The following is a 16,677-nucleotide window of genomic DNA, read 5'->3' as shown; positions in this document are numbered from 1 at the left end:
GACGAGGTCAAACCCCAGCCGAGGACAGGACGGTGCGGGGCCTTGTGCGCACAGGTGCGCAGGCGAGGGATGGCGATATCGAGGTTCATGAGCTTGCCTCCGACCGGGCGGGCACCCGGGGCGACAAGCGACGGCGGAGCAGCAGGCTCTGGCGCGGCTTGCCCGACCTAGGGGCGGGCCCGGAGTTCCGGTTCAAGTGCCTGGCGGCCAAAGGCTGCCAGACAGCGACTAGATACTGTGTCCATTGAATTCTTCGTGAGTTGAAATAAAGGCCCGCTTTTCGGGGCGGGTGAACTTTATGCAAAGCATAGCGGGGAAGTCAACCGGGAAGGCGTAACTTAAATATGTTTCATCTGCTGGGAGGGGAATTAATGCAAGGTACTGCGCAAGTGCTATCGCGGGGCAAGTCCGCTCCTACAGGTTGGCGTAGTACCTGTGGGAGCGGCTTTAGCCGCGAACACCGGCGAAGCCGGTGCCATCCACCGCGTCGCTTGCTTCGCGGCTGAAGCCGCTCCCACAGGGTGCGCGCGGGCGTGGTGAATGATCACACGGAGTGCTTCCCCATGAAAGTCAGTGCACGCAATGTCTTCGAAGGTAGCGTCAGCGACATCAAGCCGGGGGCGGTGAATGCCGAGGTCGAGCTGACCCTGGCCGGCGACGAGAAGCTGGTGGCGGTGGTCACCAGGCGCGTACATAAACCCAGGCGGTCAGCCCCGAGGCGAGGCCGACGGCGATACGCTTGTAGTCCGCTACTTCATAGCGATCGGCAGCGGCCAGCTCTTGTTCGCTGATCTGGAAGACCATGCCGGCGACGCTGTCTTCGGCCCGCTCGCTGGGGGAGACGATGGGGTGGTGGCTCTTGCCACTGGTGGCCAGCACTTGCGGGTCGGTGATCTGCACCCAGTCCTGGCGATAGCCCGGCATGCGGTCGGCCTGGCCGGTCAGTTCACGGCCGAAGTTGGCCAGTTGCACGGCCTTGTCCTGCAAGGTGCCGTAGGAGAACAGCAGCACCGGGTAATCGCTGGACGGTTGCATGACTTATTCCTGAGTAGGCGGGGCGATCCGTGCTTCCAGCTCGGCGAATTGCTGCTCGAGGGCTTCGAGGCGGGCGCGGGTGCGGGCCAGCACTACCATCTGGCTGTCGAACTCTTCGCGGCTGACCAGGTCGAGCTTGCTGAAGGCGCCCTGCATCAGCACCTTGAACTGGCTTTCCAGTTCGGCGCGGGGCGCGGCGGTGTCACCGCTGAACAGGCGCGATGCCTGGTCGCTCAGGGCATCGAGGAAGGCTTTGGGCGCGAGCATGTCTGGTATCCGCTGATCACTGAAAGGGCAGCAGTGTAGCACGGGCCCCCGGGCCACTTGCGCTGCACGCTTTTCGCGCAGGGCGGCCAAAGGTCGCGCACCGATTTTGTGCGCTTTTTCCCTGCTGGCGATTGGCCAATCCCTACCGGTTCACGCAACTACCTGTTTTCCCGTGACTTGCGCCAACTGGCAAGGTTTCTGCAATGACCTGAGCGAGCCATGCACTGATGCAGTCCCTTGTGACCAGGCAGTGCGCAGGCGGAGCCGGAAGGTTCTTCGTCACAGCCGGATCGTGCGTCGGCGGGGAGGATGGAGCCGACGACGCGTTACAAAGCCAGGCGCTGCGCTTAGACTTGAGACGGGTTTGTTTTCCTGGGGCAAGTCCACCAAATCGGGAGAGAGTTTCATGAAGCTAGTCACTGCCATCATCAAGCCGTTCAAGCTGGACGACGTGCGCGAGTCGCTGTCGGAAATCGGCGTGCAGGGCATCACCGTGACCGAAGTCAAAGGCTTCGGCCGGCAGAAGGGTCACACCGAGCTGTATCGCGGCGCTGAATATGTGGTCGATTTCCTGCCCAAGGTGAAGATCGATGTCGCCATCGACGACAAGGACCTCGATCGGGTGATCGAAGCCATCACCAAGGCGGCCAACACCGGCAAGATCGGCGACGGCAAGATCTTCGTGGTCAATCTGGAGCAGGCGATCCGCATCCGTACCGGCGAAACCGATACCGACGCGATCTAAGCGCCAAGCAAAGCCTCACCAAACCCAACGCCCCAGGAGAAAACAACATGACTCTGCGCAAGATCGCAGGGCTAGGAGCCCTATTGTCCCTCGTAATGCCAGGGCTGGCCCTGGCCGAGGAAACTGCCGCCCCCGTGCTGAACTCCGGCGACACCGCCTGGATGCTCACCTCGACGGCACTGGTCCTGTTCATGACCATCCCGGGCCTGGCCCTGTTCTACGGCGGCATGGTGCGCTCGAAGAACGTGCTGTCGGTGATGATGCAGTGTTTCGCCATCACCGGGCTGATCAGCATCCTCTGGGTCATCTACGGCTACAGCCTGGCTTTCGATACCGCGGGTATGGAAAAGGGCGTGCTCAACTTCAATTCCTTCATCGGTGGCTTCTCCAAGGCCTTCCTCAACGGCGTCACGCCGTCGGGCCTGACCTCGGCCACCGCCCTGTTCCCCGAGGCGGTGTTCATCACCTTCCAGATGACCTTCGCCATCATCACCCCGGCGCTGATCGTCGGCGCCTTCGCCGAACGCATGAAGTTCTCGGCGATGCTGATCTTCATGGGCGTGTGGTTCACCCTGGTCTATGCGCCGATCGCGCACATGGTCTGGAGCGGTGACGGCGCGCTGATGTGGGACTGGGGCGTGCTGGACTTCGCCGGCGGCACCGTGGTGCACATCAACGCCGGTATCGCCGGCCTGGTCTGCTGCCTGGTGCTGGGCAAGCGCAAGGGTTACCCGACCACGCCGATGGCCCCGCACAACCTGGGCTACACCCTGATGGGCGCGGCCATGCTGTGGATCGGCTGGTTCGGCTTCAACGCAGGTTCCGCCGCTGCCGCCAACGGCACCGCCGGCATGGCCATGCTGGTGACCCAGATCGCCACCGCCGCCGCCGCCCTGGGCTGGATGTTCGCCGAGTGGATCTTCCACGGCAAGCCAAGCGCCCTGGGCATCGCCTCGGGCGTGGTCGCCGGCCTGGTCGCCATCACCCCGGCCGCCGGCACCGTCGGCCCGATGGGCGCGCTGGTGATCGGCCTGGTGTCCGGCGTGGTCTGCTACTTCTGCGCCACCAGCCTCAAGCGCAAGCTGGGCTATGACGACTCCCTGGACGCCTTCGGCGTACACGGCATCGGCGGGATCATCGGCGCCCTGCTCACCGGTGTGTGCGCGGCGCCTGCCCTGGGCGGTTTCGGCGCGGTCACCGACATCGCCGCGCAGTTCTGGATCCAGGCCAAGGGTGTGATCTTCACCGTGGTCTACACCGCCATTGTCACCTACGTGATCCTCAAGGTCCTCGACCTGGTGATGGGCCTGCGGGTCAGCGAAGAAGAAGAGTCGGTCGGCCTCGACCTGGCTCAACACAACGAGCGCGGCTACAACCTGTAACCGCGATGCTGGAAAACTTGCCCGGTTCGCCGGGCATTTTTTTGCCTGTAATTTACCGTTTGGCCTGGGGCAAACGGTTTCCCTGCGCTGATCGCGACCTGGGGTTAAAACTTACAAGCCATCGGGTGTTTCTGGTGCTTTGCTTTTTCTGCGAGCGCGCTAGAATGCGCGCCGAAGGAAGCTGGACGAGTAGTCCACACACTTCGCTACCCTTTGCTAGGCTTGCCAATAGCCTGTGGCCAGCAAGGGCTCAAAAAATTTTGTCAGGCCTTGCCAGGAGCAGGGCCTGCAGGGTGCCGGACCCCCCATGAGGGGGTGGACACCCAGGGCAGTGGCCAATCCACGGCCAGTTGAATTTTCACTGGTGGCTGCCGGTCTACGGCTGCACCGGTCTATAACTAACCTGCTTTTCGCAAGTCATGAGGTAGAACATGAGCGACGACGATCTGGAAAATGACGACCTCGAGGTAGGCGACGAAGACGAGGCTGATGAAGGCCTTGAGGCAGCGGCTGACGACGGCGCGGAAGACTCCGGCGACGACGACAGCAGCCCGGCTCCGGCGGCCAAGGGCAAGTCCAAGGCGGCGGTCTCGGTAGACGAGATGCCGAGCATGGAAGCCAAGCAGAAAGAGCGCGATGCGCTGGCCAAGGCGATGGAAGAGTTCCTGTCGCGCGGTGGCAAGGTGCAGGAAGTGGAGGCCAACGTGGTCGCCGATCCGCCCAAGAAGCCGGACAACAAGTACGGCAGCCGCCCTATCTGAGTGGCTGAACGCAAAAAAGCCCGCCGTCGCTGCGGGCTTTTTTGTGCCTGTCAGGTTGGCACGGTCTCTGTAGGAGCGGCCTTGTGCCGCGAAAGGGTCGTAAAGCGGCCCCAGGGTCGTTGTCGATACTAAAATCCTGGGGCCGCTGCGCAGCCCTTTCGCGGCACAAGGCCGCTCCTACAGGGATAGCGAAGCCGGCTCAGCGCCAGCGCGCGAGCACATCGGGCAACTGCGACAGCCGCTGGATCTCGGCATCCGGCGCCTGCTCGCCGCTCCAGGGCTTGTGTTGCGGGTTGAACCACACCGCCCGCAACCCGGCGCGCTGGGCGCCAGCGATGTCGTCGCCCGGGTGGTCGCCGACGTGCACCGCCGCCCCCGCGTCCACCTCGCCGCGCTTCAGCGCTTCAAGGAACGGTGCCGGGTCCGGTTTGCCGATGCCCAGGTCCTCGGCGCACAGGGCGAAGCGGAAGTAGTCCGCCAGCCCCAGGCGGCGCACGTCGGCATTGCCATTGGTGACCACGCCGAGGGTGTAGTGGTGGCGCAGGATCTCCAGCACCGGCTGCACCTCGGGGAACACCTCGACCTGGTGCCGGGCATGCAGGAACACTTCAAAACCTTCGTTGGCCAGCTCCTGGGCGTGCTTCTCGCTGTAGCCGACCTCTTCCAGGGCGTGGAACAGCACCCGTCGGCGCAGGGCGCTGATGCGGTGCTTGAGGCCCGGTTCGGCCTGCACCAGGCGCTCGCGGATGGCGAACAGGTGCTCCACCGGCACGCCGCCGAGGATCGGCGCGTTGGCTTCGAGCCAGTCGCGCAGGACGACTTCGGCGCTGGCGATGACCGGCGCGGTGTCCCAGAGGGTGTCGTCCAGGTCGAAGGTGATCAGCTTGATGCTCATGAGTCCGTGTCCTTGCTGCGTTTGGCCCGAGGGTGGGCGCTGTCGTACACCGCGGCCAGGTGCTGGAAGTCCAGGTGGGTATAGATCTGCGTGGTGCTGATGTCGGCATGACCGAGCATCTCCTGCACCGCGCGCAGATCCTGGGACGATTCCAGCAGGTGGCTGGCGAAGGAATGGCGAAGCATGTGCGGGTGCAGGTGCTGGCCGAGCTCGCGCTCGCCGGCGGCCTTGACCCGCAGCTGGATGGCGCGGGGGCCGAGGCGCTTGCCCTGGCGGCTGAGGAACACCGCGCCGTCCCGCGGGCCGGCAATGCCGCGCAGCTTGAGCCACGCCTGCATCGCTTCGCGGGCCTTGCGGCCCACCGGCAGCACGCGGCTCTTGCCGCCCTTGCCGTGCACCTGCACCAGCCCGGCGGCCAGGTCCAGGTGTTCGAGGTCGAGCCCGGTCAGCTCCGACAGACGCAGGCCGGACGAGTAGAACAGTTCGAGGATCGCCTGGTCGCGACGGGCGATGAATTCGTCGTCGACGCCGCCATCGAGCAGTTGCAGGGCGCGGTCGGTGTCCAGCACCTTGGGCAGGCGCCGCTCACCCTTGGGCGGCGCTAGGCCGTTGGCCGGGTCGTGCTGGCAATCGCCTTCGCGGTTGAGGAAGCGGTACAGGCCGCGCACCGCCGAAAGCAGGCGCGCCAGGCTGCGCGAGGACTGGCCATGGTGGTGCTGGCGGGCGACCAGCTGGCGTAGCTGCTGGACCTGCAGGGCGCCCCAGCCGGCGATGCCCTGGGTGTTGCAGAATTCGATGACTTTCTCGAGGTCGCGACGGTAGGCCAGCAGGGTGTGCTCGGACACCTGGCGCTCGTTGCGCAGGTGAGCGCAATAAGCCTCCAGCTGGCGTTCCATCAGCGCACCGAGCGCAGCGTCTGGGTGAAGCGCGGCACCACGCGGCCAAGCACCTCGGCGATGTAGCTGAGGAACAGGGTGCCGACGCTGCTCTTGTAGTGCTGCGGGTCGCGGCTGCCGATCGCCAGCACGCCGTGCAGGCCCTGGTACTCGAGGGTGGCCACGGCGCTGGAGCCGACTTCCTTGTGCTGGGCATCGCCGAACAGGAAGGCCAGCTCATGCTCGCGCAGGCTGCCGCTGATGGTCTTGCCGCCGCCGATCAGGCCGCCAATGGCCTGTTGCGCCTCGGCACCGGAGACCCAGCGGCCCACCGGCGCGGCGTTCTCGCCGAACAGGATCAGGCTGACGAAGGGCACCTGGAATTCCTGGCGCAGGCTGTCCTCGACCGCCATCACCACCTCTTCGAGGGTGCCGGCGTCGAGCAGATCGAGGATCAGCCGGCGGGTCTTGTCGAACAGCCGGTCGTTGTCGCGGGCCACGTCCATCAGCTGCGACAGGCGATGGCGCATCTCGATGTTGCGGTCGCGCAGCAGCTTGAGCTGGCGCTCCACCAGCGACACGCTATCGCCGCGCTGGTGGGGGATGCGCTGTTCGAGCAGCAGTTCGTCGTGCTCGGCGAAGAAGGTCGGGTGGGCGCGCAGGTAGGCGACCACCGCTTCGGCATCGAGCTCACTGGCCTGCGGGGATGCAACGTTAGGCTGATCGGTCATGGCGGATACTCGCTTAGAGACGAACTTGTCCTTCGAACACGCGGACTGCAGGGCCGGTCATCAGCACCGGTTTGCCAGGGCCGGCCCACTCGATGCTCAGACGGCCACCCGGCAGGTCGATGGTCACCGGCGAGTCCATCCAGCCCTGGCTGATCGCCGCCACGGCCGCGGCGCAGGCGCCGGTACCGCAGGCCTGGGTCTCGCCGGCGCCACGCTCCCATACCCGCAGGTTGGCGCGGTGGCGGTCGACCACCTGGATGAAGCCAGCATTGACCCGCTGCGGGAAGCGCGGGTGATGCTCGATCTTCGGCCCCAGCTCATGAACCGGCGCACTGCGCACGTCGTCGACGCGCAGTACCGAATGCGGGTTGCCCATGGACACGGCGGCTATCTGGTGCACCTGGCCATCGACTTCCAGCGCGTAGCTGCTGGCCTGCTCGTCGGCAATGAACGGGATATCGGCCGGCACGAAGCGCGGCGGGCCCATGTCGACGCAGATCTGGCCGTCGTTGCGCACATCGAGCTCGATGATGCCGCCCTTGGTCTCGACGCGAATGCGCTTCTTGGCGGTCAGGCGCTTGTCCAGCACGAAGCGGGCGAAGCAGCGCGCGCCGTTGCCGCACTGCTCGACTTCGGAGCCGTCGGCATTGAAGATCCGGTAGCGGAAGTCCACTTCCGGATTGTTCGGCGCCTCGACGATCAGTAGCTGGTCGAAGCCGATACCGGTATTGCGATCGCCCCATTGCTTGGCGTGCTTGGGTTGGATGTGTGCGTGCTGGCTGACCAGGTCGAGGACCATGAAGTCGTTGCCCAGCCCGTGCATCTTGGTAAAACGCAGCAACATGGGTTCACTCCGGCAGCAGGCTTTCGCCGGCGAACAGTTCGGCAATGGTTTCACGGCGGCGCACTTCGAAGGCCTGGTCACCATCGACCAGCACTTCGGCGCAACGGCCACGGGTGTTGTAGTTGGAGCTCATGACGAAACCATAGGCGCCTGCGGAGCGGACGGCCAGGAGGTCGCCCTCGGCCAGGTCCATTACGCGGTCCTTGCCCAGGAAGTCGCCGGTCTCGCAGATCGGGCCGACCAGGTCGTAGGCGCGGCCTTCGCCGTCACGGGGCTTGACCGCGCTGACGTCCATCCAGGCCTGGTACAGGGCAGGACGGATCAGGTCGTTCATGGCCGCGTCAATGATGGCGAAGTCCTTGTGCTCGGTGTGCTTGAGGTATTCCACGCGGGTCAGCAGCACGCCGCCGTTGGCGACGATGTAACGGCCCGGCTCGAACACCAGGGCCAGGTCACGTTCGCCGACGCGCTCGCGAATGGCAGCGATGTAGTCGGCCAGCAGCGGTGGCTGTTCGTCGCGATAGCGCACGCCGACACCACCACCGAGGTCCAGGTGGCGCAAGTGGATGCCGCACTCGGCCAGGCGATCGACCAGCACCAGCAGGCGGTCGAGGGCGTCGAGGAAGGGCTCGACGCTGGTCAGCTGCGAGCCGATGTGGCAGTCGACGCCGACCACATCCAGGTTGGGCAGCTGCGCGGCGCGCACGTAGATCGCCTCGGCGTCGGCGATGGCGATGCCGAACTTGTTCTCTTTGAGGCCGGTGGAAATGTACGGATGGGTGCCGGCGTCGACGTCCGGATTCACACGTAGCGAAACCGGGGCCGTCTTGCCCATTTCGGCGGCAACGACCTGGAGGCGCTCGAGCTCGTCGGTGGACTCGACGTTGAAGCAGTGCACGCCCACTTCCAGGGCGCGGCGCATGTCTTCACGGGTCTTGCCGACCCCGGAGAACACCACGCGATCGGCGCGCCCGCCGGCAGCCAGGACGCGCTCCAGCTCACCGCCGGAAACGATGTCGAAGCCCGCGCCGAGGCGCGCCAGCAGGTTCAGCACGCCCAGGTTGGAGTTGGCCTTGACCGCGAAGCAGACCAGGTGCTCGACCCCTTGCAGGGCGTCGGTGTAGCTGCGGTACTGGGCCTCGATATGGGCGCGCGAGTACACATAGGTGGGCGTGCCGAAGCGTTCGGCGATCGCCGTCAGGGCCACCCCTTCCGCGAACAGCTCGCCGCCGCGGTAGTTGAATGCGTCCATGGGATTTCCTTACTGCGCGGGCGACTCTTCTGGCTGCTCTTGCGGCTGCACCAGCACCGGTTGCGGCTGGACAGGCTTGGCATGCTGGTGCGATTTGCGCGGGCCTTTGCCGTCCTTGCCGTCTTCAGGCAGGTACAGGGGGCCTTTCTGACCGCAGGCCGAAACGAGGCAGGCAACCGCGACCAGCGCCGCGAGGGAGGAAATCAGGCGTTTCATGGGTGAAATCCTTGGAAATATGCAGTATTGCGGCCGAGTATACCGAGCGCCCACCTGATTGCCTATGCGAGGGTCGCCCCCGCTCGGCGGGCGTGGGCGACCGAAGGACATGCGGCTTTTTCTTACAGCGATTAGCTTGTAGCTTGAGGCGTTCGCCCTTATCGTGCCCGGCTTGCGTGTGTACAGCCATTTTTCGAGGTCCCTGCAATGAGTTTGAGCGAAGCGCGTTTCCACGACCTGGTCGATGCGACCCAACAGGCCCTGGAAGACCTGTTCGATGAAAGCGGCATGGACCTGGACATGGAGAACTCCGCCGGCGTTCTCACCGTCAAGTTCGACAACGGCAGCCAGCTGATCTTCAGCCGCCAGGAGCCGCTGCGCCAGCTGTGGCTGGCGGACAAATCCGGCGGCTTCCACTTCGACTACGACGAAGAGAGCGGCAAGTGGGTCTGCGAGAAGAGCGAAGAGCTGCTGGGCGAGATGCTCGAGCGCATCGTCTGGGAGCGCGCCGGCGAGAAGCTGGACTTCGACGAGATCTGAGATGAGCGACCTGCCCCGGCCACCCAAGCCGCTCTACAGCAACGTGAGCCCGGCGGTGCCGTCACCTTGTATCAGCATATGTCGGCTGGATGAGCACAAGGTCTGCACCGGCTGCCACCGCCACGTCGAGCATATCCGCGAGTGGCGCTCGGCCGATGACGAGCGGCGCCGGCAGATCTGTCGTGAGGCGCTGGCCCTGAAATCGCGGGCATCGGCATAGGCACAACGAAGGTGTGGGCTTGAGTATTTGCCCCGCTGTGGTAGTGTCAGGGTCTGCGTCGATGACGCCACAGCATTTCGCAAACCCCGCCCTTGGGCGGGGTTTTGCTTTATCTGCCTGTTGAAAATTGCCTGTTCAAAGGAGTCTGACTGGATCATGAGCACCAAGCCTTCCCTCATCCTCACCCGCTTGGACGTGCAGCGTCTTGAGCGCCTGCTCGACGACCTCGATGAAAGCACCCCGGGTGTGCTCGCCCTGCAGGACGAGCTGGACCGTGCCGAGAATGTGGTGGGTCACGAGGAAGTACCGGCCGGCGTGGTGACCATGAACTCGCGCGTGCACTGCCGCGAGATCGCCAGTGGCAAGGACTATCACCTGACCCTGGTGTACCCGAAGGATGCCGGCCCCGAGGGCAATGTCTCGATCCTCGCGCCAATCGGCTGTGCCTTGTTGGGGTTGTCGGTGGGCGACCAGATCGACTGGCCGGCGCCAGGCGGCAAGACCCTCAGGCTGGAGCTGCTGGCGGTCGAGTACCAGCCGGAGGCGGCAGGGGATTTCGATCTCTGATGCTGCGTAAATGCCCTGTAGGAGCGGCCTTGTGCCGCGAATGGGCTGCGTAGCGGCCCCACCTGCTGTGCCAGGTCATATAGTGCCGGGGCCGCTTCGCGGCCCTTTCGCGGCACGAGGCCGCTCCTATAGAGGGATCGGTGAAGGCAGAGAAAATCAGGGCTCCAGCCGCGCCTGCAGCTGTTCCAGCCCATCGTTGAGCGCCTGCTCCAGCTCGCGCTTGTAGCGCAGGTACAGGCTGGTGGACCCCTGCTCGTCTTCCAGCAGCTCGGACAGGTCGAGGTCGGTGATGTAGCAGCGGTAACGGCCGCTGCTGCGGCGCTGGCCCAGGATCTGCCGGGCGACCACGGCATACAGCTGGTCGCCGTGCTCCAGTTCGGAAAACTCCTGCTGGTCGCAGTAGAGCGTGACATGCACCTCGTCGCCGGTACCCGCCTGGAGGATCGCCTGGACCTCGTAGTGCGCCTGGTTCTGGCTGTCCAGCGGCGTCTGCCGCGGCTCCAGGCTGCGCGCCTTGCCGGTGCCTGAAGGCAGCAGCTGGTAGTAAAGGATGTCCAGCGACGCCAGCGGCAGGCTATCCAGGGGCAGTTGGGCATCGCGGCGCATCAGCATCGATTGCAGGAAACGTTGCAGCGGCAGCAGCAGGTGCTGCTCGTCCTGCAGCGGCAACCGTTGTTGCCAGAGCGCGTTGTGCTCGTCGAGCACGTACAGGTCGGCCCAGCCTTCGAGCAGACGGTAGAACACCTGGATGCAGCCGGGGCGACCCTGGCCCAGGACCAGCGGCAGGTCGTGGTCCTGCAAGGCGTGGGCGTCCAGGTGCAGCGGGCTGTAGCGGATGCGCTCTTCGCCGAGAGCCGCCAGCACCGCATCATGGTCGGCGAGGCTGGCCAGGGTGACTTGCCCGGGCTGCAGGTCGAGGATGTGGGTGTGCTGGGCGACCTGCAGCAGGTAACGGTGATTCAGGCCCTGGTCGAGCAGCAACTGCACGGTGTCGAAGATGTCCTCGACCCGCTGGCTGATGGCCTGGGCGCGGTTGTGGCAGTAGCAGCGCACCCGCACCCGCGGGCGGTGGCTGCGCTGGCCCAGGCTGTTGAGGAAGTCGCGCAGGCAGCGCACCAGCGCATGCTCGCCGTCGTAGCGCTGTACCAGCACCTCGTTCCAGCTGTTGAGGGTGATCTGGTCGAGGGTCAGTACAAGGTTCTCGCGCACCCCGGCGTAGCTCAGCGAGTCGGTGCGCTCGGTGGTCATCAGGATATTCAGGTCGCGGTGATGGCGCAGCGGATCGACCCCGACATTCACCAGCAGCAGGATCTCGTCGGCCACGCTCGGTTGCAGCAGGCGCACCTCGCTGACCGTCTCCAATGGCAGGGGGATGCTTTGCTGCAGGCTGCCGACAAGGTTGAACAGCTCGAACTCGCTGAGGTCGCTGGCGCCAGGGTGCAGGGCCAGGCGTGTGCCGCTGTCGATCACGCCATTGCGATGGGCCCAGGTGAGCAGTTCGAGCAGCTCGCGGCAGCGCTTGATTGGGCTGAAGTGCTCCCACTCGTGCACGCCCAGGTTGCCGTTGTACAGGCCCCAGTGATGGGTGCCGGGCTCCTTGCGGTTGGGCGAGTGGACCAGGGTGAGGGTGTCTTCGGCCAGGTCCGGGGCGATGCCCGGGTTGATCACCTCGATCTTGCCGGCCCGACGCTCGAAGGCGGCATACAGGCGCCGGCCGAGGACGTTGAGGTCGCGCTGGTCGGCGCGGCTGTTGGCGTTCTGCAGGCGGGCGAACTGGGTCAGGAAGCGGTAGCTGTGGTTCAGCTCGGCCACCAGCTCGCGGCGCTCGACCGCCACCTGGCGCACTTTCCACTGGCTGCGGCTGTCGAGCAGCGCCAGCTGGCGCTCGTCCCAGCCCCATTCCTCGGTCAGGCGCCCGAGCAGCTGGCGCTGCCAGCCGCCGCTGCGGGTGCGGCCCAGGTCGCTGAGCTTCTTGTTCACCTTCAGGTACAGGCTGCGCCGCGCCAGCTCCAGGCGTGCCGATTCGCCGCGCTGGCGCAGGTAGCGTTCGATGCGCCGGTAGACCATGACGTAGGGGTCGAGCTCGTCCAGGTCCAGCTGGTTGGCGAACACGGCCTGCTTGTAGTCCAGGCTCAGGCAGCGCACCTGCGGGTGCTCGCTGGCGTAGGCCTCGGTGAGCAGCAGCTTGAGCAGCGACTTGTAGGGCGAGTCGATGCCCTTGAACAGCTGCCATAGCCCGGCGCCGACGAACTCGCCCGACGGGATGTGCGCCAGGTGGCCAAGGTCGAGATCGTCCTGGGCGCGGATGAAGCGCTTGGACAGCAGGGTCTGGGTGTAGTCGCGGTAGTTGTGCTCCTGGTAGACCGGCACCAGCCACCACAGCGGCGTGCGTCCGGCCAGCCAGATGGCGGTGCGGTAGAACTCGTCGAGCAGCAGGTAATGCTGGGTGGTGCCGCAGTCGTCGGAGCTGAGCTGGCTGTCACGCTCGCCCTGGACGAAGCCGCGAGGCTCGATCAGGAACAGGTGCGCCTCGGCGCCCTGGCTGGCGGCCCAGGCCTCGAGCAGCTGGCATTTGCGCCGCAGGTCGGCCAGGGCCTGCTCGTCCAGGTCGGGTGCATGGCAGACCCACAGGTCCATGTCGCTCTGTTCGGCCTGGGCCAGGGTGCCCAGGCTGCCCATCAGGAACAGGCCGTGGATCGGTTGCGGCGGCTTGCCGTGGCGCGGCTTGTAGGTGAACGAGCGGGTCAGGCGCTGGGCCTCGGCCAGCAGGTCGCTGTCGGGTTCGAAGCCGGACACGCCAGCGGGGGTGGTGCCCGAGACATAACCCGGCAGCAGCGGGTGATTAACGTGAAAGAACAGCGGCAACAGGGTGAGGACCTGCTGCTGGCGCGTGGACAGCCCCTCCATGGCCCGTGCCAGGCGGCCCTGGTTGATCTTCAGGAAACGCGCGCGCAGCTTGGACAGCTCCTTGCGGTCGATGCCTTGGTCGAGATCGGGGCGGATTTCATGGGGGTGGTTCATTGCGCACTCAGGCAGGCAGGGGGAGCACTGGCGAGTTTAGCCTGAGTGGGGCGGTCGGATAAGGGGTTGGTGGCTTTTTGACGTCAGTTTTACAGCGATCCTCTAGGGCTCATCGCGGGGCAAGCCCGCTCCCACGGGGGCGGGCTTGGTGAACTCAGGCAGGCTGCGGAGTTTTAAGCACCCTGAGGAGTAACTGCATACTTTCAGCGGCATCAGTGCCCAGGCTGGTGAGGTAGCCGCCGTCGGGTTGGTCAGTGAGACCTTTGTCGTGCAGGCGCTTGGCTGCGGCGACCAATGCCGGGGAGGCGTCGCTACAAACCTTGATGCCTTCCTGGTGACTGTCCAGGTTGAACTGGGCGAGCACTTCCAGTTCGGCGATCAGTTCGGGGTTGAAGGGCATGGGCTACTCCTGACTTCGAGACAAGGATGGAAGTCAGGAGTGTAGTCAGGTTTATTCGATGTCGCCTTGATCCGCCTCAGGTGGCAGCTCCGGCAGGGCGCGCAGGGCGGTTTCATACCATTCGGTGTTGAACGGGCGGTCTTCGTCGAGCATGGCGTCGATCTCGATGGCCAGCACGTGGGCCATGAGGTTGAGGATGTCCTCGCGCTCGTAGCCGACCAGGCTCAGCTTGTTGAACGTGGCCTTGGCCGCCGGCGGCTCGCCGCTTTCGATCTGGTTCTCGATGGCCTGGGTCAGTGTCGCCTCGGCGAAGTCTTCGTCGTCATTGTCGATGTCGGTGGGCTCGCTCATGGCGTTACTCCTGTGGTGGGGGGCACAGTTTGCCACGCCTGCGCCAGCAATGCCCGGTCATCGACGCCGGGCATGAAGCTGGCCAAGGGTGGGGAAGGGGGCTATAAAAGCCGGGCCAACCCCATACGGCCTTGGAGGCTGTCTCAATGCTCAAGCTTCATGGATTCGCGGTCAGCAACTACTACAACATGGTCAAGCTGGCCTTGCTGGAGAAAGGCGTGCCCTTCGAAGAGGTGCCATTCTTCGGCGGCCAGGCCCCCGAGGCCCTGGCCAAAAGCCCGCGTGGCAAGGTGCCGGCGCTGCAGACCGAGCATGGTTTCATCAGCGAGACCGGGGTGATCCTCGACTACATCGCGCAGACCCAGCCGGGCAAGGCGCTGCTGCCAGCCGATGCCTTCGGCCAGGCCAAGGTCCGCGAGCTGCTGCGGGAGATCGAGCTGTATATCGAGTTGCCGGCGCGTACCTGCTACGCCGAGGCGTTCTTCGGCGCGGCGGTGGAGCCGCTGATCAAGGAGCGGGCGCGGGCGGACCTGCTGGCAGGCTTCGCCACCCTCAAGCGCAATGGACGGTTCCAGCCATACGTGGCCGGGGAGCAACTGACCATCGCAGACCTGATGTTCTGCTTCTCGGTCGACCTGGCCTGCGCGGTGGGCAAGAAGGTGCTGAACATCGACTTCCTGGCGGATTTCCCGCAGGCGACCGCGTTGCTGGAGAAACTGCGCGAGAACCCGCACATGGCGCGGATCGTGGCGGACAAGGACGCGGCGATGCCGGCGTTCCTCGAAATGATCAAGAGCAAGCGCTGAGGCCACAAACGATCGCGGGGCAAGTCGCATCGGCGCACCGCCGCTCCCACGAGCCTGAGCGAGGCTGGTGGGAGCGGCGGTGCGCCGATGCGACTTGCCCCGCGATTGTGGTTTAGCGCGAAGCCAGCAGGGCCTTGCCGCGAACCACTGCCGCGCGCACCTGGGCCGGCGCGGTGCCGCCGATGTGGTTGCGGGCGTTGACCGAGCCTTCCAGGGTCAGCACGGCAAACACGTCCTGCTCGATCTGGTCGCTGAACTGGCGCAGCTCGTCCAGGCTCATCTCGGCCAGGTCCTTGCCGGTATCGACGCCGTACTTCACGGCGTGGCCGACGATCTCGTGGCAGTCACGGAACGGCAGGCCGCGGCGTACCAGGTAGTCGGCCAGGTCCGTGGCGGTGGAGAAACCGCGCAGGGCCGCTTCGCGCATGATCGCGTGCTTGGGCTTGATCGCCGGGATCATGTCGGCAAAGGCGCGCAGCGAGTCGCGCAGGGTGTCGGCGGCGTCGAACAGCGGCTCTTTGTCTTCCTGGTTGTCCTTGTTGTAGGCCAGCGGCTGACCTTTCATCAGGGTCAGCAGGCCGGTCAGGGCGCCGAACACGCGGCCGCTCTTGCCGCGCACCAGCTCCGGCACGTCCGGGTTCTTCTTCTGCGGCATGATCGAGCTGCCGGTGCAGAAACGATCAGGCAGGTCGACGAACTGGAACTGGGCGCTGGTCCACAGCACCAGCTCTTCGGAGAAGCGCGACAGGTGCATCATCGCGATGCTCGCCGCCGAGCAGAATTCGATGGCGAAGTCGCGGTCCGAGACGCTGTCCAGCGAGTTGCCGCCCACGGCTTCGAAGTCCAGCAGCTTGCAGGTCAGTTCGCGGTCGATCGGGTAGGTGGTGCCGGCCAGCGCGGCGCTGCCCAGGGGCATGCGGTTGGCGCGCTTGCGGCAGTCGACCAGGCGCTCGTAGTCGCGGCTGAGCATCTCGAACCAGGCCAGCAGGTGGTGGCCGAAGGTCACCGGCTGCGCGGTCTGCAGGTGGGTGAAGCCGGGCATGATGGTCTCGGCCTCGCGCTCGGCCTGCTCCAGCAGGCCCTGCTGCAGGCGGGTGATCTCGGCCAGGATCAGGTCGATCTCGTCGCGCAGCCACAGGCGGATGTCGGTGGCCACCTGGTCGTTGCGGCTGCGGCCGGTGTGCAGCTTCTTGCCGGTGATGCCGATGCGGTCGGTCAGGCGCGCTTCGATGTTCATGTGCACGTCTTCGAGGTCGACGCGCCAGTCGAAGGTGCCGGCCTCGATTTCGCCCTGGATGGTCTTCAGGCCATCGATGATGGTGTCGCGCTCGGCATCGCTGAGGACGCCGACCTGCGCCAGCATGGTGGCGTGGGCGATCGAACCCATGATGTCGTGGCGGTACAGGCGCTTGTCGAAATCGACCGAGGCGGTGAAGCGGGCGACGAAGGCGTCGACGGGCTCACTGAAGCGGCCGCCCCAGGACTGATTGGTCTTGTCGGTGCTCATGGATTCACTCGTTGAAGGCGTGAACGGAAAAAGTGTCGCGATCATAGCAGGGTTGCGCCCGCCGCCGCAGGGCGCTGGTCGCGAGAATCGTCCGGTTACAAGGGGGTGCGGCATATTCAACGATTGAACGGCAGTGTTCCACGGAGCGTCTACAGTTGGACAAAGGACTGGCGGTGAATCTGCCAGACCAGTGAATCTTTGGCCTTCGCACCGGTCTGTAGCGTGACCGCGTTTCGGTCGCCCCACACTTGTCTACGCTATA

Annotated in this window: 19 protein-coding genes and 1 pseudogene; 8 read left to right on the top strand and 12 right to left on the bottom strand. The window is 65.2% G+C overall.

Annotation, left to right across the window (positions count from 1 at the left end; all coding sequences use genetic code 11):
• Positions 1-563: 563 nt before the first annotated feature.
• A pseudogene (locus tag ACZ899_RS18810) lies at positions 564-683 on the top strand (TOBE domain-containing protein); the annotation flags it as partial.
• Here the strand turns inward: ACZ899_RS18810 and ACZ899_RS18805 are convergent.
• Positions 679-1,035, bottom strand: a complete 357-nt coding sequence (locus tag ACZ899_RS18805) for a gamma-glutamylcyclotransferase family protein (RefSeq protein WP_234561877.1) — start codon at positions 1,033-1,035, stop codon at positions 679-681. The pseudogene ACZ899_RS18810 and the gene ACZ899_RS18805 sit on opposite strands and share 5 nt — an antisense overlap.
• A 3-nt stretch (positions 1,036-1,038) precedes the next feature.
• Positions 1,039-1,302, bottom strand: a complete 264-nt coding sequence (locus ACZ899_RS18800) for an accessory factor UbiK family protein (RefSeq protein ID WP_203648991.1) — start codon at positions 1,300-1,302, stop codon at positions 1,039-1,041.
• Between the two features lie 406 nt (positions 1,303-1,708).
• Between ACZ899_RS18800 and glnK the strand changes: the two genes are divergently transcribed.
• The 3 genes from glnK to sutA all read left to right on the top strand — a co-directional run bounded on the left by glnK (position 1,709) and on the right by sutA (position 4,190).
• On the top strand, positions 1,709-2,047 hold the full coding sequence (gene glnK / locus ACZ899_RS18795) for a P-II family nitrogen regulator (RefSeq protein ID WP_002555808.1): 339 nt from the start codon (positions 1,709-1,711) through the stop codon (positions 2,045-2,047).
• A 47-nt stretch (positions 2,048-2,094) separates the two neighbouring features.
• The gene (locus ACZ899_RS18790) at positions 2,095-3,429 is read left to right on the top strand and encodes an ammonium transporter (RefSeq protein ID WP_234561875.1); all 1,335 of its coding nucleotides are present in this window, start codon (positions 2,095-2,097) and stop codon (positions 3,427-3,429) included.
• Positions 3,430-3,860: 431 nt separating this feature from the next.
• Positions 3,861-4,190, top strand: coding sequence for a transcriptional regulator SutA (gene sutA, locus ACZ899_RS18785; RefSeq protein ID WP_110734080.1), 330 nt, complete (start codon positions 3,861-3,863; stop codon positions 4,188-4,190).
• A 199-nt stretch (positions 4,191-4,389) separates the two neighbouring features.
• Here sutA and ACZ899_RS18780 read toward each other — a convergent pair whose 3' ends face one another.
• The 6 genes from ACZ899_RS18780 to lptM are packed head-to-tail and all read right to left on the bottom strand — an operon-like array spanning position 4,390 to position 9,003.
• On the bottom strand, positions 4,390-5,085 hold the full coding sequence (locus ACZ899_RS18780) for an HAD family hydrolase (RefSeq protein ID WP_046853674.1): 696 nt from the start codon (positions 5,083-5,085) through the stop codon (positions 4,390-4,392).
• Positions 5,082-5,981: a tyrosine recombinase XerC gene (xerC, locus tag ACZ899_RS18775; RefSeq protein ID WP_234561873.1), complete on the bottom strand. Its 900-nt coding sequence runs from the start codon at positions 5,979-5,981 to the stop codon at positions 5,082-5,084. The genes ACZ899_RS18780 and xerC overlap by 4 nt, the downstream gene beginning before the upstream one ends.
• Entirely contained in the window at positions 5,981-6,691 is a 711-nt protein-coding gene (locus tag ACZ899_RS18770) for a DUF484 family protein (RefSeq protein ID WP_110734084.1), read from the bottom strand. Before ACZ899_RS18770 ends, xerC begins: the two co-directional genes overlap by 1 nt.
• Before the next feature lie 13 nt (positions 6,692-6,704).
• On the bottom strand, positions 6,705-7,535 hold the full coding sequence (gene dapF / locus ACZ899_RS18765) for a diaminopimelate epimerase (protein WP_110734086.1): 831 nt from the start codon (positions 7,533-7,535) through the stop codon (positions 6,705-6,707).
• A 4-nt stretch (positions 7,536-7,539) separates the two neighbouring features.
• Positions 7,540-8,787 carry a diaminopimelate decarboxylase gene (gene lysA, locus ACZ899_RS18760; RefSeq protein ID WP_234561871.1) on the bottom strand — a complete coding sequence of 416 codons (1,248 nt, stop codon included), beginning with the start codon at positions 8,785-8,787 and terminating at the stop codon, positions 7,540-7,542.
• Between the two features lie 9 nt (positions 8,788-8,796).
• Positions 8,797-9,003, bottom strand: a complete 207-nt coding sequence (gene lptM / locus ACZ899_RS18755; protein WP_050703271.1) for an LPS translocon maturation chaperone LptM — start codon at positions 9,001-9,003, stop codon at positions 8,797-8,799.
• A gap of 207 nt (positions 9,004-9,210) precedes the next feature.
• On the opposite strand from lptM, the gene cyaY reads away from it, so the two are divergent.
• From cyaY to rnk, 3 genes are all read left to right on the top strand, one after another.
• On the top strand, positions 9,211-9,543 hold the full coding sequence (cyaY, locus tag ACZ899_RS18750) for an iron donor protein CyaY (protein WP_028688616.1): 333 nt from the start codon (positions 9,211-9,213) through the stop codon (positions 9,541-9,543).
• Between the two features lies 1 nt (position 9,544).
• Positions 9,545-9,763 (top strand): DUF1289 domain-containing protein, encoded by a 219-nt coding sequence (locus ACZ899_RS18745; protein WP_234561869.1) that lies wholly within the window; start codon positions 9,545-9,547, stop codon positions 9,761-9,763.
• A 156-nt stretch (positions 9,764-9,919) separates the two neighbouring features.
• Positions 9,920-10,330, top strand: a complete 411-nt coding sequence (rnk, locus tag ACZ899_RS18740; RefSeq protein WP_234561867.1) for a nucleoside diphosphate kinase regulator — start codon at positions 9,920-9,922, stop codon at positions 10,328-10,330.
• Between the two features lie 156 nt (positions 10,331-10,486).
• Here rnk and ACZ899_RS18735 read toward each other — a convergent pair whose 3' ends face one another.
• The 3 genes from ACZ899_RS18735 to ACZ899_RS18725 form a co-directional block, all read right to left on the bottom strand.
• A complete protein-coding gene (locus ACZ899_RS18735; protein ID WP_234561865.1) occupies positions 10,487-13,351 on the bottom strand; it encodes a class I adenylate cyclase in 2,865 nt (954 codons plus the stop codon).
• 154 nt (positions 13,352-13,505) lie between these two features.
• Complete coding sequence (locus ACZ899_RS18730) at positions 13,506-13,751, bottom strand: TIGR02647 family protein (protein WP_050703275.1); 246 nt, start codon at positions 13,749-13,751, stop codon at positions 13,506-13,508.
• Positions 13,752-13,802: 51 nt separating this feature from the next.
• The gene (locus ACZ899_RS18725) at positions 13,803-14,102 is read right to left on the bottom strand and encodes a hypothetical protein (protein ID WP_203648973.1); all 300 of its coding nucleotides are present in this window, start codon (positions 14,100-14,102) and stop codon (positions 13,803-13,805) included.
• Between the two features lie 146 nt (positions 14,103-14,248).
• Here ACZ899_RS18725 and ACZ899_RS18720 point away from each other — a divergent pair, with 146 nt between their 5' ends.
• Positions 14,249-14,908 (top strand): glutathione S-transferase, encoded by a 660-nt coding sequence (locus ACZ899_RS18720; RefSeq protein ID WP_234561863.1) that lies wholly within the window; start codon positions 14,249-14,251, stop codon positions 14,906-14,908.
• Between the two features lie 112 nt (positions 14,909-15,020).
• Here the strand turns inward: ACZ899_RS18720 and argH are convergent, their stop codons facing one another.
• Positions 15,021-16,415: an argininosuccinate lyase gene (gene argH / locus ACZ899_RS18715; RefSeq protein WP_234562474.1), complete on the bottom strand. Its 1,395-nt coding sequence runs from the start codon at positions 16,413-16,415 to the stop codon at positions 15,021-15,023.
• Positions 16,416-16,677: the final 262 nt, after the last annotated feature.

It is taken from the genome of Pseudomonas sp. TE31087, assembly GCF_057284075.1.
The sequence above is the reverse complement of the archived record's forward strand: the minus strand, read 5'-3'. Positions and strand labels throughout refer to the sequence as shown.